Here is a 23,068-nt window from a genome sequence, read left to right as displayed (position 1 = left end):
GAGGGGTCGATCCGTTCCCGGAGGGATGCGATAGTTCGTCCGTCACGACACCCGTTGAGCGGAGCCTATCCGATGACGATCCTGGTCGATGCGGCCCATGCGCATCCCTATTCCGTCCACGTCACCCTGCCGACCGAGATCTCGTCCCGATTTCTCGCGGAGCTGAGCGGCATCCTGGACGAGTCGGACTTGGTGCGCGGCGAGGACTGGTCCCTGGCAGCCGAGGTCAGGAACGGCAACGTCCACCTGACCTTCGGCCTCAGCTCCCAGGTCTATGCCGGCCTGCTCAAATCGGCCATCGACCACCTCGCCAACCGCGATTCGTCAGGCGAACCTTCCCTCAGGCCCTTGAGCGTCGTGTCAAGCGGCCCGGCCTCGCACAGGCGAGGAGGTCGGCGGTAGGGGGAGAAACGAGGGAGAAATGGCGCACCCGACACGATTCGAACGTGTGACCTTTGCCTTCGGAGGGCAACGCTCTATCCAGCTGAGCTACGGGTGCGTGCGGCGCCTGGGCCTAGCCTTCTCCCTACCTGATTAGGGGCGTCAGGGCAACCGTCATGAGGCCGGCTTATGCGAAAGCGCCCCTCTGCGCCCTGCGGTCGGGCTTTAAAGATGCGGTAGGACCTTTTGCGAATAATGGCGAAATCTAGTCGTCAACCGAACAGGGTCACATGCATCACATCCATCTCGCCGAAGGAATGCGGCTGCGCTTTCCTGCCCGCAGCGTGGATTTCGACCAGGGCGTCGAGATCGGCATGCTCGCCGTGCTGATGAGCCAGGACATGCCGGAATTCAGCCGCCGGATCTCCAGCGCCAATCTGGGCCAGGTCCGCGCGCTCGCCGAGCAACTCGGCTACCGCCTCGTGGAGGGGCCCGCCGAGGAGGAGTGGACCGAGATCACTTTCTACAACCGCACGGCACGCCCCCGCCTGCGGGTGGTCCATTCCAGAGCTTGAATCAGGCCGTCGCCTTCTGCAGCGAGCGCACCCGCTCGCGATAGGCCGTGTAGAGGCCGCTCGCTGCAATGATCCCCGCTCCCACGATGGTCCAGCCGTCGGGCAGGGAGCCGAAGACCAGGTAGCCGAGGCTGCCGGCCCAGATCAGCTGCACATAGGAGAAGGGCGCGATGATCGAGGCGCTGCCGTGCCGGTAGGCCTGGATGACGAACCAGTGCCCGACGGTGGAGAGAAGGCCGACGCACAGGCCCAGCGCCATCTCGCCTCCATCCGGCATCTCCCAGGACCACGGCAAGGCCGCGCTCAGCACGGCAAAGCCGATAAAGGCGGAATAGGCGAGCGTGGTGAGGGCATGATCGCTGCCGCTCATCCGGCGGGTCACGACGGCGGCAGCCGCCCAGCTCGTTGCGCCGGCAAGCGGCAGGAGGGCCGCCGTCTGGAAGGATCCCGTGCCCGGGCGGATCACGATCAGCACACCGACGAGACCGACGGCAGCGGCGGTCCAGCGCCGCCAGCCCACCTGCTCGCCGAGAAACAGGATGGACAGCGCCATGATGAGGATGGGCGAGACGAAATAGATCGCCGTCGCATCCGCCACCGGCAGGAAGCGCAGGCCGTGGGTGAACATGATCGTCGAGCCCACCATGCCGAGGCCGCGCAAGACCTGCAGACCGGGGCGGTGCGAGCGCAGCAGCGTGCCGCCTCCATTCATGCCCAGGAGTGGGATGACGAGGAGCGCGAAGACCGCGTAGCGCATCCAGGCAACCTGGCCCGCAGGCAGGGTCGCGGCGAGCTGCTTCGTGATCACGTCGGACACGGAGAAGAAGACCGTAGAGGCGACGAGAAGCAGGATGCCCCGCAACGGAGAGGCGGCGGGCAGGCTCTGCGTCGGAGCCGGAGCGGCAGCGCCCGACCGGGCCGTAAATTCGGTGGTCATGAAAATCTCGAAACGTCAGCCGCACGCGCGGCGGCGGGCCCGGGGGCATGAATGCAAGTCGACAAGAGGCTGTTTCGCATCAGAAAGAAACTGCAAAGACGGCACCTGCTCCATGCTTCAGGCGAATGGATCAGGATAGGGCCTGCACTAGACTTGCACCTTCCACATGGGCATCCAAACCACTCCATGAGAGCAGGACAGCGCAAGGGGCAGCCATGAATAAGCACGCGCCGGAGATCGCTCAGCGCCTCGAAACCGGAACGCCCGCCTTCCGCCGGCTGAACCTCGCCCTTTTTGCGGCGGGCTTCTCGACCTTCGCCATTCTCTATTGCGTGCAGCCCCTGCTGCCGGCCTTTTCGCAGGAATTCGGCGTCAGCGCGGCGGCGAGCAGCCTGTCGCTCTCGCTCTCCACGGGCCTGCTGGCGGTGGCGATGCTGGTCGCCGGCTCCGTCTCGGAGGTCTTTGGGCGCAAGCCCGTGATGATCGCGTCCCTGTTCGCCTCCGCGGTCCTGACGATCCTCTCGGCGCTCGCCCCAACCTGGAGCATCTTTCTCCTCGCCCGGATGACAATCGGCATCACCCTCAGCGGGCTGCCGGCCGTGGCCATGGCCTATGTGAGCGAGGAGGTTCACCCCAAATCCATCGGCCTTGCCATGGGCCTCTTCATCGGCGGCAATGCAGTCGGGGGCATGGCGGGCAGGATTCTGGGCGGTTTTCTGACGGATCTCGGCTCCTGGAGGATCGCTATCGGCACGATCGGGGCCATCGGCCTCGTCACGGCGGTGGCGGCCTGGCGGAGCCTTCCGAACTCCGCCCATTTCCAGCCGCGCTCCGCCCGTCTGACGGATCTCCTGCGCTCCTTTGCGGATCACTTGCGCGATCCGGGCCTGCGCAGCCTCTTCGCGGAAGCCTTCCTGCTCATGGGCGGCTTCGTGACGGTCTACAACTACCTCGCCTATCGGCTGGTCGCGCCGCCCTACTCCCTGAGCCAGACCGCCATCGGCCTGATCTTCGTCAGCTACCTGATCGGCACCGCGAGCTCCGCCTGGATCGGCGCGCTGGCGGGACGGCTCGGCCGTTCGCGGGTGCTGTGGGTGATGATCGCAATCATGCTCACAGGCGTCGGGCTAACTCTGCCGAGCCACCTCGCCCTCATTCTCGCAGGCGTCGTCGCCGTGACCTTCGGCTTCTTCGGCGCACATTCCATCGCCAGCAGCTGGGTCGGACATCAGGCCACGGTCGCTAAGGCCCAGGCCTCGGCGCTTTATCTCTTCTGCTACTATCTCGGCTCAAGCACCATCGGCACCCTCGGCGGCCTGTTCTGGAGCGCCTGGGGCTGGCCGGGCGTGGCGGGACTGGTTGCAGCCAACCTCATTCTCGCGCTCGGCATTGCGCTCAGGCTCCGGTCTCCAACCTTCCGTGATCGCAGCGAGATACAGCGGTAGAGCTCCCCATAGCCAGGCTATTTCTGCAGCGTTATGGCATAACTTTACAGATCATCTTCATCTCATGTTCAATATTTCTACATTCGGCAGGCTATAAAATTAAATCAGGAACAATCTTATTCTTGCCTTATTACCGGATATTTTGCGCCCCCTCTACAACAGCAAGGGGATGCATTGTGGATCAACGCAAGGTTACGCTTACTATCGCCAGCCTGTTCGTCTCGGCTGCTGCCGTCTTGTCTCCCACCCTCGTCAGCGCAGAGCCGAACAAGAAATCCGCCAAAGTCATTCAGAGCGGAAAAGCCTCCTGGTACGGTCCCGGCTTTCACGGAAAGAAGACCGCGAGCGGCGAAACCTTCAACACCAACGAGATGACTGCCGCCCACCGCACCCTGCCCTTCGGCACCAAGGTCCGCGTGGTGAACAAGAAGACCGGCAAGTCGGTGGTGGTGCGCATCAACGACCGGGGCCCCTATGCCCACGGACGCGTCATCGATCTCTCCCGCGCCTCCGCGCAGGCCATCGGCATCTCGGGTGTCGGCGCCGTCGAACTGGCGCAGCTCTGACGCTTCACTGACAGCCTCTGTCAGACGCCTCCTTCCACGACCTGCCGGAGCTCTTTCAGCCAGGCCGGTCGTGGAACCCTGCCCCCGGCAAACCGCTTTTCTCCCGCGAACCTATCTTCAGGAGAGACCCTCGGGACATGCTCATGCGGGCGAACGGGATTCTGACCACGGCAACGGCCCTGTTCCTGTGCGCGGGCGGGAATTCCGTGTTCGCCCAGGCAGGCAGGCCATGGGTCGATCCGCCGACGGACACGGTGGCTCCACCGCAGGCCGAGCAGGCGCCCCCTCGGCCCGCCGCTCCAACGTCCGCTCCGCCTGCGGGCCAGGCGGTTCAGCCCCAGACAGTCGCGCCGGAGCCGTCGCCTTCGTGGCAGGCGACCGAGCCAATGGCGCCGCCCCTGCCTTCCCCGACGGCTCCCACCGTGGCGGAGGAACCGCGTCGTCCGCTCCCCGAAAGACGCCTGTCCCGGAGCGAAATCGCGCGGGACTTTGCCGTCGACTACCTGGATGCATGGTCCTCGCCGAACGATGAAGCGCTCGACTCCATGGCGGAGTTCTATGGGCCCGACATCCTGTTCCACGGCCGCAGGCTGAGCATGCGGGCGCTCTATCAGGAGAAGCGGCGCTTCGCCCAGCGCTGGCCCCAGCGGGATTACCGCGTCAGGCCCGAATCGATCGGCGTCGATTGCAAGCCGCGCACCGACATCTGCACGGTGCGCGCGGTCTTCGATTACAGCGCCTCGCATCCCAAGCGCCGGCGGCGCGCCGAGGGAACCGGCGCGCTCCAGCTGATCGTGCATTTCATCGGCGACAAGCCCGTGATCGTCGCGGAGCATTCCTCGACTATCCGCCGCACGAGCAGGCGAGACGCCGACCGGGAGGATTCGTCCCATGGATGAGCAGGCCTACAGGAGCTCCGCGCCAGAAGGCGGCTCCAGCCGCACCTGGTCCCAGATGCGGGAGGAGGTGCGTGCGGTCATCCGGCAGGAGGTCGACAGGCTCAACCCCACCGCCGATGCCCGCCGCCCGCTGGAGCTGATCATCGAATCGTCGCTGCGCTATTCGCTGGTGGACGGCACACTGAGGATCACGGTGATCGACCCGAAGGGCCGGCCGCGCATGATCGACAAGGATGGGCGGAGCATCGAGTTCACCATCCGCGATCTTCTGGACGAGCTGCGAGAAAGTCACCCGGTTCTCTTCCAGCAATCCAGGGCCCTATCCCCTGAACCCGCGGCGGAGGCGCCGCCGCCTCTCGAGAATCCGATCGTCCACGAGCGGCCGGTCGCCGCGCCACCCCCACCGCAGCCGGAAAAGCCGCGGCGCGACTGGCTGAACGTCGATTCCGGCGAGGCCTCCCGGGAGGCCGCCTCCGCAGGGCTCTTCGGCGGCGAGACGTTGCGTGACTTCTTCGCGTCGCGGCAGGCCTCTCCGGCGACAGGCGACGCGGCCCGCTTCCATGCGGCGCGCGACGGCTTCCCGATCTCGGGCCACAGGGCGCGGAGCTTCGTCGACGGCCTGAGGGAGCGCTCCCTGCCGCGCGGCCGGGGCTTCGCCATCGGCGCCCTCCTTGTCGCCGCCCTTCTGGGGCTCGGAACCTATTCGCTGTTCGATTCAGAGCCGGAGCCGCCGGTAGCGGTCGCTGCGGACAGCGACGGCCCCGAAGCGACCGGCACGATTACTCCTACCACGCAGGCCGTTGCCGACGTTGCTCCGGCTGCAGCGCCGTCGCGGCCGCGCAGCCTAAAGGGCGTGCCGGAGGTGCTCGATACGGCGACGCTCTCGCTCGAAGGCGAGGTCGTCCGCCTGTTCGGGGTGGAATGGGCGCCCGGGGCCGGAAAGCCCGAGGACATGGCCAGCTATCTCGGCGGCCGCGAGGTCTCCTGCGAGCCTGCGGGCGGGAACGACACCTATCGCTGCGAGGTCGACGGACGGGATCTGTCGCGGGTCGTGCTGTTCAATGGCGGCGGCAAGCCGACGGACGAGGCGACGCCCGAACTCAAGGCGGCAGCCGAACAGGCGCGCCAGTCCAAGATCGGCGTGTGGAGCCCGCAATAGGTTCAAGCGAATTCAGCCAGCCGATGCGATCGGCTGGCCGTCGTTTCTCGTGCTGATGCGCCTAAGCCCGCGCTTCGGCGGGGGCGGGAATCTCGACTTCGATCTCGAGGGTTGAAATGTCGGAGTCGCGGTTCATCTTGACCTGGACATTGTCGCGCTGGACCGAGATATGCCGGCTGACGACAGCCAGGATCTCTTCCCGCAGCTGTGCGACAAGATCGGGCTTGCCCCCGACGATCCCCCGCTCATGCGCCAGCAGAATCTGCAGGCGCTCGCGGGCAACCGGCGCGGAAGTGCGACGGTTAAAGAAGTTCATAAGGCTCATGCAGCCCTCCGTCCGAACAATTTGCCGAGCAGGCTCTTCTTGTCGGTGGGAATCGTGAGCTCGACGGTCTCGCCCTTCAGCCGCCGCGAGGCGTCGAAATAGGCCCGGCCCGGCGCGCTCGACGGGTTGTTGAGCGTGACCGGCGATCCGACGTTCGAGGCGCGCAGCACCTCTTCGCTCTCCGGGATGATGCCGATCAGCGGGATCGAGAGAATCTCCAGAACGTCCTCGACCTTCAGCATCTCGCCGCGCTCGGCGCGGATGGGATCGTAGCGGGTGAGAAGCAGGTGCTTCTCGATGCGCTCGCCTTTCTCCGCGCGCTCGGTCTTCGAGTCGAGGAGACCGATGATGCGGTCGGAGTCGCGCACCGAAGAGACTTCCGGGTTGGTGACGACGACGGCGACATCCGCGTGCCGCATGGCCATGGTCGCGCCGCGCTCGATGCCCGCCGGGCTGTCGCAGATGATCCAGTCGAACTTCTCGCGAAGCTCGTTCAGGACCCGGGCGACGCCCTCCTCAGTGAGCGCATCCTTGTCGCGGGTCTGGGAGGCGGGAAGAAGCGAGAGGTTCTCCAGCCGCTTGTCGCGGATGAGAGCCTGGTTCAGCTTCGCATCGCCCTGCACCACGTTGATGAGGTCGAAGACGACCCGGCGCTCCGCTCCCATCACGAGGTCCAGGTTGCGTAGCCCGACGTCGAAGTCGATGACGACGACCTTGTCGCCGCCATGCGCCAGCGCTGCGCCCAGAGCTGCTGAAGACGTTGTCTTGCCAACGCCACCTTTGCCTGATGTTACGACCAAGACTTTGGCCATTGTCGTCCCTCTTTCCTCAATCCAGCGTTTTCAGGATGATCGAGTCGCCATCCAGGTTCACTTGAATGGCCTGACCGTGATACTTCGATCCGAGGTCGTCGGCCGTCTTGTAGAGCCCATCGATTGCGATCAGTTCGGCTTCGAATTTTCTGCAGAAGATGCGCGCGCGTGCATTGCCCGTGCAGCCTGCAATGGCCCGGCCGCGCAACACGCCGTAGACGTGAATGGAACCGCCCGCCACGATCTCAGCGCCCGATGCAACCGAGCCCAGCACCGTCACGTCGCCTTCGGGATGAAGGATCGACTGGCCCGAGCGGACCGAGCCCTCGATGAGAAGCGACTTCTCGGGCGCGGGCGTCTGGAAGGCGGAGGCTGCGGCGACGGCGGCATTGGCTGCGTCGGGAATGTCGATCTCGCCCGCCGGCTTGCCGCCATTGACGGGAGCCGGCATGTCGGCGTCGACTACCGCGGGCGCGGCCCCCTCGAGACCGATGATGCGGATGTCGCGCATCTTGAGCGCCGCCAGCAGGAACTTGAGCTCCGACTTGGAGGGCTTGAGCGAGGACACGTCCACGATGATAGGCCGTCCGGCGAAGAACCCCGGCGAACGCTCCGAAACGGCATCGAGATCTTCGAGCCAGTCCCTGAGCGGCACTTCAGGCGCGAGGACCAGGGCCATGAAGGACCTGCCACGGAAGCGAAGAGAGGGTCGGGGTCGCACGGCGATGGTCACGGGATTTGAATTTCCTTCTACGTCTCTGATTTCGACCTTTTATGGTTAACGGACCGTTAAGAACGGCAGCGGCGCGAAACTATTTTTCAGCGGGAGGCGCCAGGGGCTCGGGTTCGGCGGCGAATGAGACATTCGCCTTTTGCAAGGAATATAAAGATAAGAACTATCCCTTTATGAGTATTGGCTACCCCTTCGTGAGTATTAATCCGGGGGCAAAGCTTCATTGACCGAGGTCGGGAGAGGCATACCATGATGTCTCTTCGATCTTACCTCCGGCGTCATCTTTCCTTCAAAACATCCGGGCGGACGGTCGAAACACTCAGGGAATGCGCGGCCGCAAGGCAGTCCAGGGAGGACACAAGAATGTCGGGTCGAGTCTCCAGTTTTGCTTCTCTTCGGACGATCTGCGGCAGGAAAATCATCCGCTCCGTAGCCGTGGCGGCGGCTCTCGTTGCGGGCATTGCGGGCGCATCGGCCCAGAGCACGACCGCCGCCCGCATCAATGCCGGCACGGTGGGGATCGTCTCGGGTGGCGCGGACGGCACCTATATCCGTATCGCGGCCGATCTCGCCAACGTGCTCGACGGCGAGAACCTGCGCGTGCTGCCGATGATCGGGCGCGGATCGCTGCAGAACCTGAAGGATATCATGTTCCTGCGCGGCGTCGATATCGGAATCGTGCAGATGGATGCGCGCGAGCAACTGAAGGCGGAAAGCCTGCACGACGACGCCTCCAAGCGCCTGCGCTTCATCACGCGGCTCTACAACGAAGAGATCCACATCATCGCCAACCGCGAGATCACCGACATCCGGCAGCTCGACGGCAAGAAGGTCAATATCGACAAGGACGGCAGCGGCACGAACCTCACCGCGCGCCTGATCTTCGACAAGCTCGGGATCAAGCCCGATGTGACGACCTTCGATCAGGCTTCGTCCTATGCGCAGCTCAAGTCGGGCGAGATCGAGGCCGCGGTATATGTGGCCGGGCGCCCGGTCCGCGCCATCGCCGAGTTCCAGGGCGACGGGCGCTTCCACCTTCTCCCCATTCCTTTCGAGGGAGAGATCGCGGAGAGCTATTTCCCGGCCCGCTTCACGAATGCGGATTACCCTCGCCTCGTCGATGAGGGCAAGACAGTCGACACCCTGGCCGTGGGCAGCCTGCTCGCCGTGTTCAACTGGCCCGTGAACTCGGACCGCTACAACCGCGTGAAGCGCTTCGTCGACTCGTTCTTCTCGCGCTTCGACGAGTTCCTGCAGGCCGGACGGCACCCGAAGTGGAAAGAGGTGAACCTTGCGGCCGATGTGCCCGGCTGGGAGCGCGTGAAGCCCGCCCAGGACTGGCTGGACCGCGCAGCCTCGGTCGCCGACAAGGCTTCCCCCCTCGCCGACAGCTTCGAGGACTTTATGAACAGCAAGGGATTGTCGGCCTCCGCCGAGCAGCGTGAAACCCTCTTCAGGGAGTTCATCGCCTGGCAGAACGACCGGCAGAAGGCGAACCGGCGCAGCGCGCGGCAAGACTAAGAACAGCCACAGGCACGACTGGAAGCCAAGGCCGGTCGTGCCGCCTTCGGCATCAGAGGCAAGGGAAGTCCGAAATGAGTGGACGCAATCATCTCGTATTCTCGACTGCAGCCGCGGGAATAATCGCGCTGTCCACCGCTGTGCTTCCCAACTCCGCACGGGCGCAGGAAACACCTCCCGCAGGCTCTGACGGCCAGCAGAGGAGTCCTATGTCCCTTGCACTGGGAAGCCCGGAGGAATTCTCGACGCTTCTGCCGGTGCTGCTCAGCACCGCAGAGCGTAAGAAGCTCGCAGGTGAACTCGAAGCGTTCATCAGGGAAGGCCAAGTAGACCAAGCCCGCAAGCGGCTGAATGCGGCGATCGAGATGGGAACCCTTGCCATCGTTCTCATCGACCGGGTCGAGGACCCGAATCTGCTCCCGGCCTTGCAGAATCTCGGCATTCGCGGGGAGGATTCCTCCGCCGTTCCCGCTCCAGCCGATCTGAAGGATGCCCAGCCGGCCGCAGATATCTGCGCCCTTCCCGCACCGCCCGATACCGCCGCCATGGACGAGCTGCGGCAAGCCCTTGAGCAGGAGCAGACACGACACGGCGCTCTCTCGCAGGAATTCGATGCCCTTGCCGAGGAGCACCGCGCCCTGCTTACGCTGCGCGAGAACGATATGGCGTCTTCCGCAGCCAGAATTGCCGAATTGCAGGACGCCTTGAGCCAAGCGCAGGCCAAGAGCGACGAGTCCGCACGACGGCTGGAAACTCTGGAGAGCGAGCACCGCACCGCGCAGGATCTCAACGGTCAGAAGACCGCCGAGAGCGAAGCGAAGATCGCGGAGCTAGAATACCAGGTGCAGCAGGAGCGGGAGAAGAGCGAGAGCGTCGCGCGAGACCTCACGGAGGCGCAGGAAGAATTGAGCGCGATGCAGGCTGAGGCCGAGCGCAGCGCCGCGTCGGCCTCCTCGCGCATCAGCGAGCTGACGGAGCACCTCGCACAGGCGCAGGTGCGCGGCGATGCCCTGACCCGTGAGCTTGCGGACGCCATCGAGGAGCTGCGCGTCATCCAGGCGGAGGCGGAGCAGAGTGCCGCGGTGCCGCTGATGATGCGTCTCGACGACACCGACACGCTGCCGCCGCCTGCCTGGAACGAAGCGCCCCATCCGCGGGCGTTCCAGCTCCTTCTGGTCACCGGCTCCGCCTCTCCCATGCCCCCACCCCAACCGGCGCCGCGGGAGGTCGCATCCGCCCTTCCGATGTCGGAGCTTGCGCCGCTGGCGGCCGCGCCCATCGACGATCCGCTCGCGACCACGGCGTCCATTCCCTCCGCCGCCGACAAGATCGAGGCCATCCGCGCGCCGGCGATCACGGACGACCGTCTCACCGCCCGCGCCGACGAACTCATCCGCAATGGCGACGTGAGCGGCGCGCGCCTTCTACTCGAACGCTCCATGGAGGACGGCAATCCGCGCGCCACCTTCATGCTGGCGGAGACCTTCGACCCCCATATGCTCGCTAAGATCGGCGTGCTGGGCATTCGCGGCGATGCGAAGAAGGCGCGGGACCTCTATGCCAAGGCGCTGGCCTCCGGCATCGCTCAGGCCGGCGAACGGCTCCAGGCTTTGAAGTGACGAGCCCCGCGAGCGGGCTGAGGCGGGAGGCTAGAAAGGCACCCACTCCCCGTCCTCGGTGAGCGCTTCCACCGCGCGTTCGAGCGCAGTGCCGGCATCGAGGAGGTTCTGGGCCGTCTGCTCGATCTGGAGCGATGGACCCGGAAGGGCGGCGGCGCGCTCGGTCATTTCCCTGACGCGCTCGACGAGGTCGATCAGGTCGGCCGCGAGCGCAGCCCTGTCCTCCGCCTCGGGGGCGGTGGACGGACCCTGCTTCATGCGCGGTGCGAACGGGATCACATTCGTCATGTGATCAAAATCCGCATTTCTGGGAATTCTGGCAATGGATGGAGGCCCTGCGATCCACAGCAAAGCGCTGCGGAGGGGCCTTTTGCGGCATTTGGACCGGGGCTTCATGGTAGACCTTCGCCCAATGGGCTGCGAAAAATCCGCCGTGCTATGTCCGCCTCTCCGACCCTTCCGCTCCCGTTTCCACCTCAAGACTGACCGATCATGGAACTGACCACTGCGGCGCTGCTCGCCGCCTCCGGCCTTGCAGCCGGTCTCGTCAATGCGATTGCGGGCGGCGGTACCTTCTTTACCTTCTCGGCGCTCGTGGCTTCCGGCCTGCCGGCGATCGTCGCCAATGCGACAAGCGCAGTGGCGGTCACGCCTGCCAATCTCGCCAGCGCCTGGGCCTATCGCCGGGAGCTCGCCGCCAATCTCCGGCGCTTCGCGGCCCTTGGCGTCGTGAGCCTCATCGGCGGCCTGATCGGGGCTTACATTCTCACAGTCACCAACAATGCCGCCTTCCGGCAGCTCGTGCCGTGGCTCTTGCTCTTCGCCACCCTCCTCTTCGCGGCAAGCCCCAAGATCGTGGCGCTCGCCCGCAGGATCGGCAAGCAGGAAGACGATCATCCCTCCACCAAGGCCTGGGCGGCGGGGCTCGCCTTCCAGCTCTGCGTCGCGATCTATGGCGGCTTCTTCGGCGCGGGCATGGGCATAGTCATGCTGGCGGCGCTCGCCATCACCGAGGGCGACGATTTCCACCTGATCAATTCCGCCAAGCACCTGTGCTCGACGCTGATTCAGCTGATCGCCGTGGTGATCTTCGTCGTGGCGGGGCTCGTCAGCTGGCAGGAGACCTTCATCGTCGGCGTGGCCTCGGTCGCGGGCGGCTATCTCGGGGTGGTGTTCGGACGCCGCCTGCCCGCCAGCGTCATCCGCTGGCTCGTCATTCTCGTAGGCGCGGCCCTGACGCTCGTGTTCTTCATTCGCTAGAATGAGACCGGCCCCTTCTTAACGATGCATTCACCATGCTCCGAAAGGGCTGCCGCCGCTTCGCGAAAGTCCGGTGCGCTGCCCGATTGACGCCATAAGCATGGCTCTTCCTGTCGCGGTGCGATTCAGTACTCACGAAAGGGACGGACCATGGCTGAAACCAAGAATCTGGCGGGACTCGACGGAACTCAAACGGTGAGCGCACTCGGCCTGCGGTGGGCGGCCCTGCGCGGCATGCTGAACTCGCCGCTGATCTCTGTCGAGGACCAGCGGCCGCTTCGCGACGAACTCCTGCGCGAGCTCGAGACGCTGGAGCAGGATTTCAGCGCGGCGCAGTCCCGCAGCGCGCTGGAAATCTCCGCAAAGGTCGATGTCGCGAAGGCGGCGCTGCAGGATAGGCTCCAGCCCGGACAGTCCTGGCTGCTCGATCTTCTCGAAAGCATCCAGATGGATCTTCAGAGCACGCCTGCGAAACCGGCGCAGACGGTGACGAGCCGCCCGACGACGAACCTGACCCGGAGCAGCCAGCTGCGGCCCGACGAGAGCCCCACGCCTGCGATGCCGGAGAGCAGCGCTCCCGCCGCCGCCTGACGCACAGACTGGCCGCCCGACCCGTACAGCCGGTCTGGCGGCCCGCCGCCTAGACGAGTCCCGGATCGATCCTCGTCGTCCGCTCGATCCATGCGGGAACCGGCAGGTTCTTCGCGCGCAGGAAGTCCGGGTTGAAGAGCTTCGACTGGTAGCGCGTGCCGGCATCGCAGAGCACGGTGACGATGGTGTGCCCCGGCCCGAGATGCTTAGCGAGACGGATCGCGCCCGCCACGTTGATGCCGGACGAGCCGCCGAGGCACAGGCCCTCATGCTCCAGAAGGTCGAAGATGACCGGAACCGCCTCCTCGTCGGGAATCTGGAACGAGACGTCGATGGGTGCGCCTTCCAGGTTTTTTGTGATGCGTCCCTGCCCGATGCCTTCCGTGATCGAGGAGCCGGTCGCCTTCAGCTCGCCGGCGGTATAGTAGGAGTGAAGCGCCGCACCCATCGGGTCGGCGAGGCCGATCACGACCTTCGGATTTTTCTCCTTCAGCGCGATGCCGGTTCCCGCGAGCGTGCCGCCCGTGCCGACGGCGCAGATGAAACCGTCGACCTTACCCTCCGTCTGCTCCCAGATCTCGGGCCCCGTTCCCTCGATATGCGCCTGCCGGTTCGCCACGTTGTCGAACTGGTTGGCCCAGATCGCCCCGTTCGGCTCGGAGGCTGCGAGGCGCTCGGCCAGACGGCCTGAGACCTTCACGTAGTTGTTGGGATTGGCGTAGGGCACGGCGAGCACCTCGATCAGCTCCGCGCCCGCGAGCCGCAGCATGTCCTTCTTCTCCGGGCTCTGCGTCTCGGGAATCACGATCACCGTCCTGAATCCCAGAGCATTGCCCACCAGCGCCAGACCGATCCCGGTATTGCCCGCCGTGCCCTCGACGACGACGCCGCCGGGTCTGAGCGCTCCCCGGCGGATCGCATCCCGCACGATGAAGAGAGCCGCCCGGTCCTTCACGGACTGGCCGGGATTCATGAACTCGGCCTTGCCCAGGATCGTGCAGCCGGTCAGCTCGGAGGCGCGGCGCAGCTTGATCAGGGGCGTCTGGCCGATGGCGGCGAGAACGTCGGGTTTGATGCTCATATCTTGGTCTGCCTCGGGGAATGGAAGGTGCAAGGGCCTTCTATAGCAAGGTTTAATCACATTTAAAATGTGAATTTATGATTTAAAACACACCACTTGACGTATTATATGATAAACCACATTGTGAATCTGCAAGGCGCCCCGGCAGGCGCCGCCTTCACGCAGCCAGGAAAAATCCATGTCCAGCTCTGCAGTGGTCTCGCCGCTTTCCATCGGAAGCCGGACGGGCCTGAACATCAACGCCCCGGCCTCCCTTACGGCGGCGGCCGGCATCATCGGCGGCGCGGCGCTTCTGGGCGCCGCCATCGATCCGCGCCAGGCCGCGCTCTATGTCCTCGGGGCGGCCCTCGGCCTCGTGCTCTATCATGCGGCCTTCGGCTTCACCTCGGCCTGGCGAGTCTTCATCGCGGATCGCCGCGGCGAAGGCCTTAGGGCCCAGATGGTGATGCTCGCCGTCGCCTCCGCCCTGTTCTTTCCGGTCCTCGCCTCCGGCTCCCTCTTCGGCCAGCCGGTCGCCGGGCTCGTCGCGCCCGCAGGCCTTTCGGTCATCGTGGGCGCCTTTCTCTTCGGCATCGGCATGCAGCTCGGGGGCGGCTGCGCCTCCGGCACGCTCTACACGGTCGGCGGCGGGTCGACCCGCATGCTGATCACGCTCGCCGCCTTCATCGCGGGCTCCGCCATCGGCGCAGCGCACCTGCACTGGTGGATGGCCCTGCCGAGTCTGCCGAAGGTCTCCGTCATCGAGCTCTGGGGTCTCTGGACCGGGCTTGCCGTCCAGCTCGCCGTCTTCGCCGCCATCACCGCCGTGACGATCGTGCTGGAGAAGCGCCGCCACGGCCGCCTAGTCGAGGCCAATCCGTCGCCCCGTCAGGGCCTTGCCCGCTTCCTGCGCGGGCCTTGGCCGCTCGTGGCAGGCGCGGTGGCGCTGGCGCTTTTGAACTTCGCGACGCTCTATCTCGCCGGACGCCCCTGGGGCATCACCTCGGCCTTCGCGCTCTGGGGGTCGAAGATCGCGGCCGTCATCGGGTTCGAACCGGCGACCTGGCCCTACTGGTCCTCGCCCGCCCGGCAGGCCGAGCTCAACGGCAGCGTCTTCAACGACATCACGAGCGTGATGAATTTCGGCATCGTCCTCGGTGCGCTCTTCGCCGCTGCGCTCGCCGGGCGCTTTTCTCCCGTGTGGAAGATTCCCCTCCGCTCGGCTGCCGCCGCCATCGCCGGCGGCCTGCTCCTCGGTTATGGGGCGCGGCTCGCCTATGGCTGCAATATCGGAGCCTATTTCTCCGGCATCGCCTCGGGCAGCCTGCACGGCTGGGTCTGGCTCGTGGCGGCCTTCGCCGGCAACGTGATCGGCACGCGGGTGCGCCCGCTCTTCGGTCTTGAGGTCGAGCGCGTGAAGCTCACCGGCTGCTGAGCCGCCCGGTCCTCACAGGCAAGGCTCTCCGGTTCGCGCCGGGAGCCTTTTTCTTTGCATCAGGCGGCTTCGCTCTGCCGCATGTTTTGGATGAGATGGCCGAGTGCCGCAAAATCGCTCTTCCGGCTCGATGTCCGCCGCCAGGCGAGGCCGATGGTGCGCATCGGGGGATCCTCAGGAAAGGCGATAAGGGCCACCCTCTGCCGGTCGACCTCCGCTTCGGCGCAGAGTTCCGGCAGGAGCGTGATGCCGTGGCCGGCCGCCACCATCTGCATGATGGTGGTGAGCGAGGCAGCGCCCAGCGCCTTGCGGGCCTGCATGTTGGCGATGTGGCAGTACTGAAGCGCCTGATCTCTCAGGCAATGGCCCTCCTCTAGCAGCAGAAGCCGCTCCTGCCCGATGCGGGTGCGCAGGTCGCAGGCCTCCCAGTCCCGAGCGGACTGGCTCTGGACGGCGATGAGAAAACGGTCGTCGAAAAGCTCCATGGCTTCGAGCTGCGGCTGCTGAACGGGCAGGGCCAGCAGAACGGCGTCCAGGTCGCCCCGGATCAACTCGTCGACGAGGGCGCCGGTCTGCGTTTCGCGGATCTGCAGGTCGAGGGAGGGATAATGCCTTCCTGCTTCCGTCAGGATGACGGGCAGGAGATAGGGCGCGATGGAGGGAATGATTCCGAGCCGCAGCGGCCCGGCGAGAATGCCCTGGTGCTGGCGGGCGCAGTCGGAGAGTTCCCGCACCTGGTTCAGGATCGATTCGGCCCGTCCGGCGATCTCCTGGCCGACATGGGTCAGCGCAACGGAGTTGCCTCGCCGCTCGACGAGTTCCACGCCAAGCTCCCGCTCCAGCTCCTTGATCTGCATGGAGAGAGCGGGCTGGGTCACGGCGCAGGCGCTGGCCGCCATGCCGAAATGCTTCATCCGGGCGAGGGCTTCGAAATAGCGGAGCTGACGGAGGGTGACCATGATGGCGATAAGAATATCTGATCGCACTTTCTAATCAATACAATTGGATCTTATAGGCCTAGCTGTGCATCTTGCGTCCCCAATCCATAGGGGGACGATCATGACGAAACCGACGATGACGACGACGGCCGGCGCGCCGATCGCCGACAACCAGAACAGCCTCACCGCCGGCGAGCGCGGTCCGCTGCTGCTCCAGGATTACCAGCTCATCGAGAAGCTGGCGCACCAGAACCGGGAACGCATTCCGGAGCGCGTGGTGCACGCCAAGGGATCGGCGGCTTACGGCACGCTCACGATCACCAACGACATCACCAAGTATTCCAAGGCGAAGGTCTTCTCCGAGGTCGGCAAGCAGACGGAAGTGTTCCTGCGCTTCTCCACCGTCGCGGGCGAGCGCGGCGCGGCCGATGCAGAGCGCGACGTGCGTGGCTTCGCGCTGAAGGTCTACACGGAAGAAGGCAACTGGGACATCGTGGGCAACAACACGCCGGTGTTCTTCATCCGGGACCCGCTGAAGTTCCCCGACTTCATCCGCACGCAGAAGCGCCATCCCTCGACGAATCTGCGTTCGCCCACCGCCATGTGGGATTTCTGGTCGCTCAGCCCCGAGAGCCTGCACCAGGTCACGATCCTGTTCTCGGATCGCGGCCTGCCGCAGAACTACCGCGCCATGCACGGCTTTGGCTCGCACACCTACTCGTTCATTAACGAGGCCGGTGAGCGCTTCTGGGTGAAGTTCCACTTCAAGTCCATGCAGGGCATCAAGACCTGGACGAATCGCGAGGCCGAAGCCGTCGTGGCCAAGGACCGCGAGAGCTCCCAGCGCGATCTCTACGAAGCCATCGAGAAGGGCGACTTCCCGCGCTGGAAGTTCTGCGTCCAGATCATGCCCGAGACCAACGCGGAGAAGACCCTGTACAACCCGTTCGACCTCACTAAGGTGTGGCCGCATGGGGACTACCCGCTGATCGAGGTCGGCGTGCTCGAGCTCAACCGCAACGCCCAGCACTATTTCGCGGAGGTGGAGCAGTCCTCGTTCTCGCCGTCGAACATCGTGCCGGGCATCAGCTTCTCTCCCGACAAGATGCTGCAGGGACGCATCTTCGCCTATGCGGATGCGCACCGCTATCGCGTCGGCACGCATTACGAGGCTCTGCCGGTGAACCGCCCGCGCTGCCCGGTCCGCCATTATCATGCCGACGGCTCGATGCTGTTCGACATCCCGAACCGGGGCGATGCCTATTACGAGCCGAACTCCTTCGACGGTCCGGTGCAGACGAAGCGCGCCGCCGAGCCGCAGCTCAAGATTTCGGGCGACGCCGACCGCTACGACCACCGCGCAGGAAACGACGACTACAAGCAGCCCGGCGACCTGTTCCGCCTCATGACGCCCGACGAGCAGAACCGGCTCATGGACAATATCGCGGAAGCGATGCAGGGTGTGCCGGTCGAGATCGTGAAGCGCCAGATCGTGCACTTCTATCTCGCGGACAAGGCCTATGGCCTCGGTGTGGCCGAGCGCATGGGCGTGAAGGACGCCGTACGGATCCAGGCGGCCTGACGCATCAAAAGCGCAGAGCGCCGGTTCTCGGCGCTCTCGACGGCAACCGACAGTGAAGAAGGCCGTAGGGGCGCAATCATCTGTCGGACGGAGCGGCGCGGGAGCCATCCCGTGCCGCTTCTCTTTGCACTGCATACACCACGGCCTCATCCTGAGGTGGGATAAGACGGTGGGCGCCGATGTCTCACAGCAATCCTTCGCCCTGCAGGAAGGGATTGGTCGGCCGCTCCTGACCGATGGTGCTCATGGGACCATGGCCGCAGATGAAGGCGATGTCGTCGCCGAGCGGCAGGAGCTTGTCCTTGATCGAGCGGATCAGCGCCTTGCCATCACCGCCGGGCAGATCCACCCGTCCGACCGAGCCCTGGAACAGCACGTCGCCCACGAGCGCAAAGCGCTGCTCGCGCGAGACCAGCACGACGCTGCCCGGCGAATGCCCGGGGCAGTGCAGAACGCCGAGGGTGAGTTCGCCCACGCTTACCGTATCGCCTTCCTCGAGCCAGCGGTCGGGCGTGACGGCGCGCGCCTCGAACCCGTAGGCGCGTCCCTGCACCGCGAGCCCCTGGAGGAGAAAGTCGTCATCCCGGTGCGGTCCCTCGATCGGAACGCCGAGATCCTCCTTCAACTCCGCTGCACCGCCCGCATGGTCGATATGGCCGTGAGTGAGGATGATCTTTTCGACGGTGACGCCGCTCTGAGCGATAGCGTCCTTGATACGGTCGACATCGCCGCCGGGATCGACGACAGCGGCCTTCTTCGTCTTCTCGCACCAGAGCAGGGTGCAGTTCTGCTGGAAGGGCGTCACGGGGATGATGGCGGCGCGGATGTCTGGCACGGTGAAATCCTCATTCTGTCCCGAGCAGACATATGCCGTGAACGCGCGGCTGGAAAGCGTCGAGCCTCCGGCCGCTTCTATTGACCTTGCGGGAGGCGGGTTCACATAGTGCCCTCACCGAATCACGAACGAGGACACGAGCATGGAAACCAGGGCCGCCGTGGCGTGGGAGGCTGGCAAGCCGCTCACCATCGAGACCATCACCATCGAGGGGCCCAAGGCGGGCGAGGTTCTCGTCGAGATCATGGCGACGGGCGTCTGCCACACGGACGCCTACACGCTATCGGGCATGGACCCGGAGGGCAAGTTCCCGGCGATCCTGGGCCACGAGGGCGCGGGCATCGTGCGCGAGGTCGGCGCGGGCGTGACCACGCTCAGGCCCGGCGATCACGTGATCCCGCTCTACACGCCCGAATGCCGCAACTGCAAATCCTGCCTGTCGCGCCGCACCAATCTCTGCACCGCCATCCGCTCGACGCAAGGCATCGGCGTCATGCCGGACGGCACCAGCCGCTTCCGCTGCGACGGCGAGCCCATCCTCCACTACATGGGCTGCTCCACCTTCTCGAACTTCACCGTTCTGCCGGAGATCGCGCTCGCCAAGATTCGCGAGGACGCTCCCTTCGACAAGATCTGCTACATCGGCTGCGGGGTCACCACCGGCATCGGCGCAGTGATCTACACGGCGAAGGTCTGGCCCGGCGCGAATGTCGTGGTGTTCGGCCTGGGAGGCATCGGCCTCAACGTGATCCAGGGCGCGCGCATGGTGGGCGCGGACAAGATCATCGGCGTCGACATCAATCCCGCCAAGCGCGCCATGGCCGAGAAGTTCGGCATGACGGATTTCATCAACCCCAACGAGGTCGGCACGGACAAGGTCGTGCAGGCGATCATCGATCTCACGGGCGGCGGCGCGGACTTCTCGTTCGACGCTACCGGCAACGTGAACGTCATGCGCCAGGCGCTCGAATGCTGCCACCGCGGCTGGGGCGAGAGCATCATCATCGGCGTGGCCGATGCAGGCAAGGAGATCGCGACCCGTCCGTTCCAGCTCGTCACCGGCCGCGTCTGGAAAGGCACGGCCTTCGGCGGCGCGCGGGGCCGCACGGACGTTCCGAAGATCGTGGACTGGTACATGGAAGGCAAGATCAACATCGACGATCTGATCACCCACACCATGCCGCTCGACGAGATCAACACCGCCTTCGACCTCATGCACGAGGGCAAATCGATCCGCTCCGTCGTGCTCTACTGACCGGAGAGAGCCGTTGAGCTTCGAGACCGTCTCGCAGTCGCGCTGCTTTGGCGGCACGCAGTCCGTCTATCGCCACGGCTCGGTCGAGACCGGCACGCCCATGCGCGTGGCGGTCTTCGTTCCGCCCCAGGCCGAGAAGGGCAGGACGCCCGTGGTGTGGTTCCTGTCCGGGCTTACCTGCACGGAGGAGAACTTCACCGTGAAGGCGGGCGCGCAGCGGGTCGCCTCGGAGCTCGGCCTGATCCTGGTCGCGCCGGATACGAGCCCGAGGGGCGAGGGCGTGCCGGACGACCCGGAAGGCGCTTACGATTTCGGTCTCGGCGCCGGCTTCTATGTGGACGCGACGCAGCCCCCCTGGGTGCGGCACTACCGGATGTACTCCTATCTCTCCCGGGAGCTGCCGGAGCTGATCGGGCGTGAGCTCCCGGCCGACATGACGCGTCAGGGCATCATGGGCCATTCCATGGGCGGGCACGGGGCACTGACCATTGCCCTGCGCAATCCGGACCGTTTCCGCTCGGTCTCCGCCTTCGCCCCCATCGCCTCGCCGATGAACTGCCCTTGGGGCGAGAAAGCGCTGGCGGGCTATCTCGGACAGGACCGCTCCACCTGGCGCGATTACGATGCCTGCGCCCTGATCGCGGACGGCGCGCGCCTGCCCGATCTTCTGGTCGACCAAGGCACGGCCGACACCTTCCTGGAGAACCAACTCAAGCCCCAGCTTCTGGAGGAGGCCTGCGCGAGGGCCGGCCAGCCGCTGATCCTGAGGATGCAGGAAGGCTACGACCATTCCTACTTCTTCATCGCCAGCTTCATCGAAGACCACCTGCGCTGGCACGCGAAGAGATTGGGAGACCTCTAGAGTTCTAGCGAACGTTGTTTCTGTGTGCCGTGGCACACAATTGGGAAAGATGACGTTGAGGAGTCACTGAATTTCGAATGATAAAGCGTAGCAATTCGAAATCAGAACGGATATGTGGCGATTCCTAGTCTTTGCCTTTAGGCCCATGCCCTTATGGAACCGACCCGCGAATCCTTTTTGAATACCGATGCCGGCAAGCTCGCGAGCAAGGCCGCCGGCATCACCCGGTCGGCCATGTCCACCGATGCCGGCAGGGCCCTGCGGGCCGCCTTCCTGAAAGGGCAGGACGGGCTGATGCAGCACCTCTCCCAGGCTGCCCAGTCGCACGGGCCCGACCCGCTGACCCAGGCGCGGGTCCTTCTGGCGGAGCAGAGGCAGAGCTTCGACGTGATGCGCAACGCCATCGGCCAGATCGGGCATTCCCTTTCCCAGATGGACGAAACGCCGGATCCGGCAGCCCGCCAGCCGCATATCGCGTCCCTGCTCAACGCCCAGGCGGAGGCGATCCAGGGCCTGACGCTCCTCGTCCTCAAGGGCCAGAAGGTGCAGGCGGAGCTCATCAATGCGGTGGACGCCCAGTCGCGCGTGGCGGCCGCTCCTGGCGGAATGCCGAAATGGATCTACTACGCCATGGGCGCCATGATGATCTGGAGCCTGCTCTCCACCGTGGTCTCGACCGTCTTCTAAGCGCCTCTCCCGCCGACGATTTGCGCCGCCGGACGATCCTCAGGTAAGGAACTCAGAGTTCTTAGGATTAAGTCCATGTTCGACGCCAAGAAACTTCTCGACGCCCTGGGCACGCAGGCTGCCCCAGCCGCTCCCGCTCCGGCCGGTCCGGCGCCCGCGGAACTCAGGCCCGCCGAGACGAAGCCGGCTGCCGCCGGCTCTCTGGGCGCCGGAACCCTGTTGAGCGAGCTGATCGGCTTCGCGAACCAGCCTCCACCCCCACCGCCGCCCTCCGACGCGACCCCGGAGGATCCGAATGCGGCACCCGAGCCTGCTCCGGCCAGGCAGTCCGCCCCGCCGCCGCCCGCGGACCTGACGGACCTGCTGCTCAAGAGGACCCAGGAATTTCTGAAGACGCCTCAGGGCAACGCGGTCGCCAATGCCGTCGTTCTCGGCGTGACGAAGGCCGTGGTCAATTCCCAGGCCACGCGCAGGCTCGCCACCAGCGCCAGGGTGAAGGGGACCGCCTTCTTCAGCCGCTTCATGAGGAAGGACCCTTCCGCACCCCTGATCGAGGCCACGGCAACGACCCTCCCGGCCGCACCGGCCGCTCTTCCCGCTCCGGTGGCCGATCACAGCGGCGAGACCGCTCTCCTAATCATGCGCGCCATGATCGCGGCGGCGGCCGCTGACGGGCGCATCGACCCGGAGGAGCGCGAGCGCATCCTGGGCACCCTCGAACGGGCCGGTTTCGTAGGCGAAGGCATGGCGATGGTCGAGGCGGAGCTGAGCCGCCCGGCGAGCGTGGCGGATCTTGCCGCCGCCGTGAAGACGCCCGCCATGGCGGAGCAGGTCTATTCGGCGGCCCGGCACATCATCACGCCGAACTCCGTCGAGGAGCGCGTTTTCCTCGCCCACCTTTCCGCCGCGCTCGGCCTCGATCCCAGAACGGTCGCCCGGATCGATGCCGCGGCCTCGGGCGCAATCGGCCCCTGAAGGGAAGCCCCTCAGCCCTTGAACAGCTCCGGATGCCGGAGCTGAAGGGCCTGGGCCAGGATCAGGGTCTTCATGTCGGTGATGGCCTGCCGCTGCAGCATGGCGGAAAGGTCGTCGATGCCCATCTCCACCACCTCGATATCCTCGTGTTCCTCGGCGAGCCCGCCGCCCTCCCCCACCCGGTCTGAGGCGCCGTAGGGGGCCAGGAACATGGTGACCGTTTCGGTCGTGATCCCCGGTGCGGACCAAGCCGTCCCGACCGGCTCCAGAGTCGCGAGCCGGACTCCCGCCTCCTCCATGGCCTCGCGGCGTGCGCATTCCTCCGGCTCGTTGCCGTCGAGCATGCCCGCAACCGCCTCCAGCATGTCGGCATGGCCTTCCACATGCATGACCGGCACGCGCAGCTGCCGGACCAGAATGACCCTGCGCCGCTCGGCGTCATAGGGCAGAACGGCGGCCGCAGGGGCGCTGTTGAGCACCTCGCGCTCCATCGTCCGCCCATCGGGCATCCGGACGGTGAATTTGAGCAGCTTGCGCCAACCCTCATAGAGCGTTGCGACGTCGATGATGCGGTAGGCCGTCACGTCCTGGTGTCTCCTGTGGGTCGAGCCTCGAG

Annotated in this window: 25 protein-coding genes and 1 tRNA gene; 16 read left to right on the top strand and 10 right to left on the bottom strand. The window is 65.5% G+C overall.

Annotated elements, in window-relative coordinates; all coding sequences use genetic code 11:
* Positions 1-72: 72 nt before the first annotated feature.
* A complete protein-coding gene (locus tag LG661_RS00655) occupies positions 73-402 on the top strand; it encodes a hypothetical protein (RefSeq protein WP_230529918.1) in 330 nt (109 codons plus the stop codon).
* A 20-nt stretch (positions 403-422) separates the two neighbouring features.
* On the opposite strand, the gene LG661_RS00650 is transcribed toward LG661_RS00655, so the two are convergent.
* Positions 423-499 (bottom strand) — tRNA-Arg (locus LG661_RS00650).
* 172 nt (positions 500-671) lie between these two features.
* Between LG661_RS00650 and LG661_RS00645 the strand changes: the two genes are divergently transcribed.
* Entirely contained in the window at positions 672-956 is a 285-nt protein-coding gene (locus LG661_RS00645; RefSeq protein ID WP_230529917.1) for a hypothetical protein, read from the top strand.
* 1 nt (position 957) lies between these two features.
* Here LG661_RS00645 and LG661_RS00640 read toward each other — a convergent pair whose 3' ends face one another.
* Positions 958-1,893, bottom strand: coding sequence for a DMT family transporter (locus LG661_RS00640; RefSeq protein WP_230529916.1), 936 nt, complete (start codon positions 1,891-1,893; stop codon positions 958-960).
* Between the two features lie 215 nt (positions 1,894-2,108).
* Between LG661_RS00640 and LG661_RS00635 the strand changes: the two genes are divergently transcribed.
* From LG661_RS00635 to LG661_RS00620, 4 genes are all read left to right on the top strand, one after another.
* Positions 2,109-3,338, top strand: a complete 1,230-nt coding sequence (locus LG661_RS00635; protein ID WP_230529915.1) for an MFS transporter — start codon at positions 2,109-2,111, stop codon at positions 3,336-3,338.
* A 176-nt stretch (positions 3,339-3,514) separates the two neighbouring features.
* On the top strand, positions 3,515-3,904 hold the full coding sequence (locus LG661_RS00630) for a septal ring lytic transglycosylase RlpA family protein (protein ID WP_407666608.1): 390 nt from the start codon (positions 3,515-3,517) through the stop codon (positions 3,902-3,904).
* A gap of 137 nt (positions 3,905-4,041) precedes the next feature.
* Positions 4,042-4,803 (top strand): hypothetical protein, encoded by a 762-nt coding sequence (locus LG661_RS00625; RefSeq protein WP_230529914.1) that lies wholly within the window; start codon positions 4,042-4,044, stop codon positions 4,801-4,803.
* Complete coding sequence (locus tag LG661_RS00620; RefSeq protein WP_230529913.1) at positions 4,796-5,962, top strand: thermonuclease family protein; 1,167 nt, start codon at positions 4,796-4,798, stop codon at positions 5,960-5,962. The genes LG661_RS00625 and LG661_RS00620 overlap by 8 nt, the downstream gene beginning before the upstream one ends.
* 61 nt (positions 5,963-6,023) lie before the next feature.
* Here LG661_RS00620 and minE read toward each other — a convergent pair whose 3' ends face one another.
* From minE to minC, 3 genes are read right to left on the bottom strand one after another with little or no spacing between them, the layout of a single operon-like run.
* Positions 6,024-6,287 (bottom strand): cell division topological specificity factor MinE, encoded by a 264-nt coding sequence (gene minE / locus LG661_RS00615; RefSeq protein ID WP_230529912.1) that lies wholly within the window; start codon positions 6,285-6,287, stop codon positions 6,024-6,026.
* A complete protein-coding gene (minD, locus tag LG661_RS00610) occupies positions 6,284-7,099 on the bottom strand; it encodes a septum site-determining protein MinD (protein WP_230529911.1) in 816 nt (271 codons plus the stop codon). Before minD ends, minE begins: the two co-directional genes overlap by 4 nt.
* Before the next feature lie 16 nt (positions 7,100-7,115).
* On the bottom strand, positions 7,116-7,778 hold the full coding sequence (gene minC / locus LG661_RS00605; protein WP_230529910.1) for a septum site-determining protein MinC: 663 nt from the start codon (positions 7,776-7,778) through the stop codon (positions 7,116-7,118).
* Positions 7,779-8,195: 417 nt separating this feature from the next.
* On the opposite strand from minC, the gene LG661_RS00600 reads away from it, so the two are divergent.
* Both LG661_RS00600 and LG661_RS00595 read left to right on the top strand, forming a co-directional pair.
* On the top strand, positions 8,196-9,353 hold the full coding sequence (locus LG661_RS00600; RefSeq protein ID WP_230529909.1) for a TAXI family TRAP transporter solute-binding subunit: 1,158 nt from the start codon (positions 8,196-8,198) through the stop codon (positions 9,351-9,353).
* Positions 9,354-9,562: 209 nt separating this feature from the next.
* Complete coding sequence (locus LG661_RS00595; protein WP_230529908.1) at positions 9,563-10,972, top strand: hypothetical protein; 1,410 nt, start codon at positions 9,563-9,565, stop codon at positions 10,970-10,972.
* A 30-nt stretch (positions 10,973-11,002) separates the two neighbouring features.
* Here the strand turns inward: LG661_RS00595 and LG661_RS00590 are convergent, their stop codons facing one another.
* Positions 11,003-11,260, bottom strand: coding sequence for a hypothetical protein (locus LG661_RS00590; RefSeq protein WP_230529907.1), 258 nt, complete (start codon positions 11,258-11,260; stop codon positions 11,003-11,005).
* 204 nt (positions 11,261-11,464) lie between these two features.
* Here LG661_RS00590 and LG661_RS00585 point away from each other — a divergent pair, with 204 nt between their 5' ends.
* A complete protein-coding gene (locus tag LG661_RS00585) occupies positions 11,465-12,232 on the top strand; it encodes a sulfite exporter TauE/SafE family protein (protein WP_230529906.1) in 768 nt (255 codons plus the stop codon).
* Between the two features lie 150 nt (positions 12,233-12,382).
* Positions 12,383-12,823: a hypothetical protein gene (locus tag LG661_RS00580; RefSeq protein ID WP_230529905.1), complete on the top strand. Its 441-nt coding sequence runs from the start codon at positions 12,383-12,385 to the stop codon at positions 12,821-12,823.
* A 49-nt stretch (positions 12,824-12,872) separates the two neighbouring features.
* Here the strand turns inward: LG661_RS00580 and LG661_RS00575 are convergent, their stop codons facing one another.
* Positions 12,873-13,904 carry a cysteine synthase A gene (locus tag LG661_RS00575; protein WP_230529904.1) on the bottom strand — a complete coding sequence of 344 codons (1,032 nt, stop codon included), beginning with the start codon at positions 13,902-13,904 and terminating at the stop codon, positions 12,873-12,875.
* 178 nt (positions 13,905-14,082) lie between these two features.
* Between LG661_RS00575 and LG661_RS00570 the strand changes: the two genes are divergently transcribed.
* On the top strand, positions 14,083-15,318 hold the full coding sequence (locus LG661_RS00570) for a YeeE/YedE family protein (protein ID WP_230529903.1): 1,236 nt from the start codon (positions 14,083-14,085) through the stop codon (positions 15,316-15,318).
* Positions 15,319-15,377: 59 nt separating this feature from the next.
* Here the strand turns inward: LG661_RS00570 and LG661_RS00565 are convergent, their stop codons facing one another.
* Positions 15,378-16,304 carry a hydrogen peroxide-inducible genes activator gene (locus LG661_RS00565; RefSeq protein WP_322098824.1) on the bottom strand — a complete coding sequence of 309 codons (927 nt, stop codon included), beginning with the start codon at positions 16,302-16,304 and terminating at the stop codon, positions 15,378-15,380.
* 70 nt (positions 16,305-16,374) lie between these two features.
* On the opposite strand from LG661_RS00565, the gene LG661_RS00560 reads away from it, so the two are divergent.
* Positions 16,375-17,838 carry a catalase gene (locus tag LG661_RS00560; protein WP_322098828.1) on the top strand — a complete coding sequence of 488 codons (1,464 nt, stop codon included), beginning with the start codon at positions 16,375-16,377 and terminating at the stop codon, positions 17,836-17,838.
* 184 nt (positions 17,839-18,022) lie between these two features.
* Here LG661_RS00560 and LG661_RS00555 read toward each other — a convergent pair whose 3' ends face one another.
* A complete protein-coding gene (locus LG661_RS00555; RefSeq protein ID WP_322098823.1) occupies positions 18,023-18,673 on the bottom strand; it encodes an MBL fold metallo-hydrolase in 651 nt (216 codons plus the stop codon).
* A gap of 142 nt (positions 18,674-18,815) precedes the next feature.
* Between LG661_RS00555 and LG661_RS00550 the strand changes: the two genes are divergently transcribed.
* The 4 genes from LG661_RS00550 to LG661_RS00535 all read left to right on the top strand — a co-directional run bounded on the left by LG661_RS00550 (position 18,816) and on the right by LG661_RS00535 (position 22,452).
* On the top strand, positions 18,816-19,928 hold the full coding sequence (locus tag LG661_RS00550) for an S-(hydroxymethyl)glutathione dehydrogenase/class III alcohol dehydrogenase (protein ID WP_230529901.1): 1,113 nt from the start codon (positions 18,816-18,818) through the stop codon (positions 19,926-19,928).
* A gap of 13 nt (positions 19,929-19,941) precedes the next feature.
* Positions 19,942-20,790: an S-formylglutathione hydrolase gene (fghA, locus tag LG661_RS00545; RefSeq protein WP_230529900.1), complete on the top strand. Its 849-nt coding sequence runs from the start codon at positions 19,942-19,944 to the stop codon at positions 20,788-20,790.
* 177 nt (positions 20,791-20,967) lie between these two features.
* On the top strand, positions 20,968-21,477 hold the full coding sequence (locus tag LG661_RS00540; protein WP_230529899.1) for a hypothetical protein: 510 nt from the start codon (positions 20,968-20,970) through the stop codon (positions 21,475-21,477).
* Positions 21,478-21,552: 75 nt separating this feature from the next.
* Positions 21,553-22,452, top strand: a complete 900-nt coding sequence (locus LG661_RS00535) for a DUF533 domain-containing protein (protein WP_230529898.1) — start codon at positions 21,553-21,555, stop codon at positions 22,450-22,452.
* 11 nt (positions 22,453-22,463) lie between these two features.
* Here LG661_RS00535 and LG661_RS00530 read toward each other — a convergent pair whose 3' ends face one another.
* The gene (locus tag LG661_RS00530; protein WP_230529897.1) at positions 22,464-23,036 is read right to left on the bottom strand and encodes an NUDIX domain-containing protein; all 573 of its coding nucleotides are present in this window, start codon (positions 23,034-23,036) and stop codon (positions 22,464-22,466) included.
* Positions 23,037-23,068 lie beyond the last annotated feature (32 nt).

Source organism: Microvirga roseola, assembly GCF_020866965.1.
GTDB classification, from domain to species: Bacteria; Pseudomonadota; Alphaproteobacteria; order Rhizobiales; family Beijerinckiaceae; genus Microvirga; species Microvirga roseola.
Note: the sequence above shows the minus strand (reverse complement) of the source record. Positions and strands in the feature narration are given on the sequence as shown.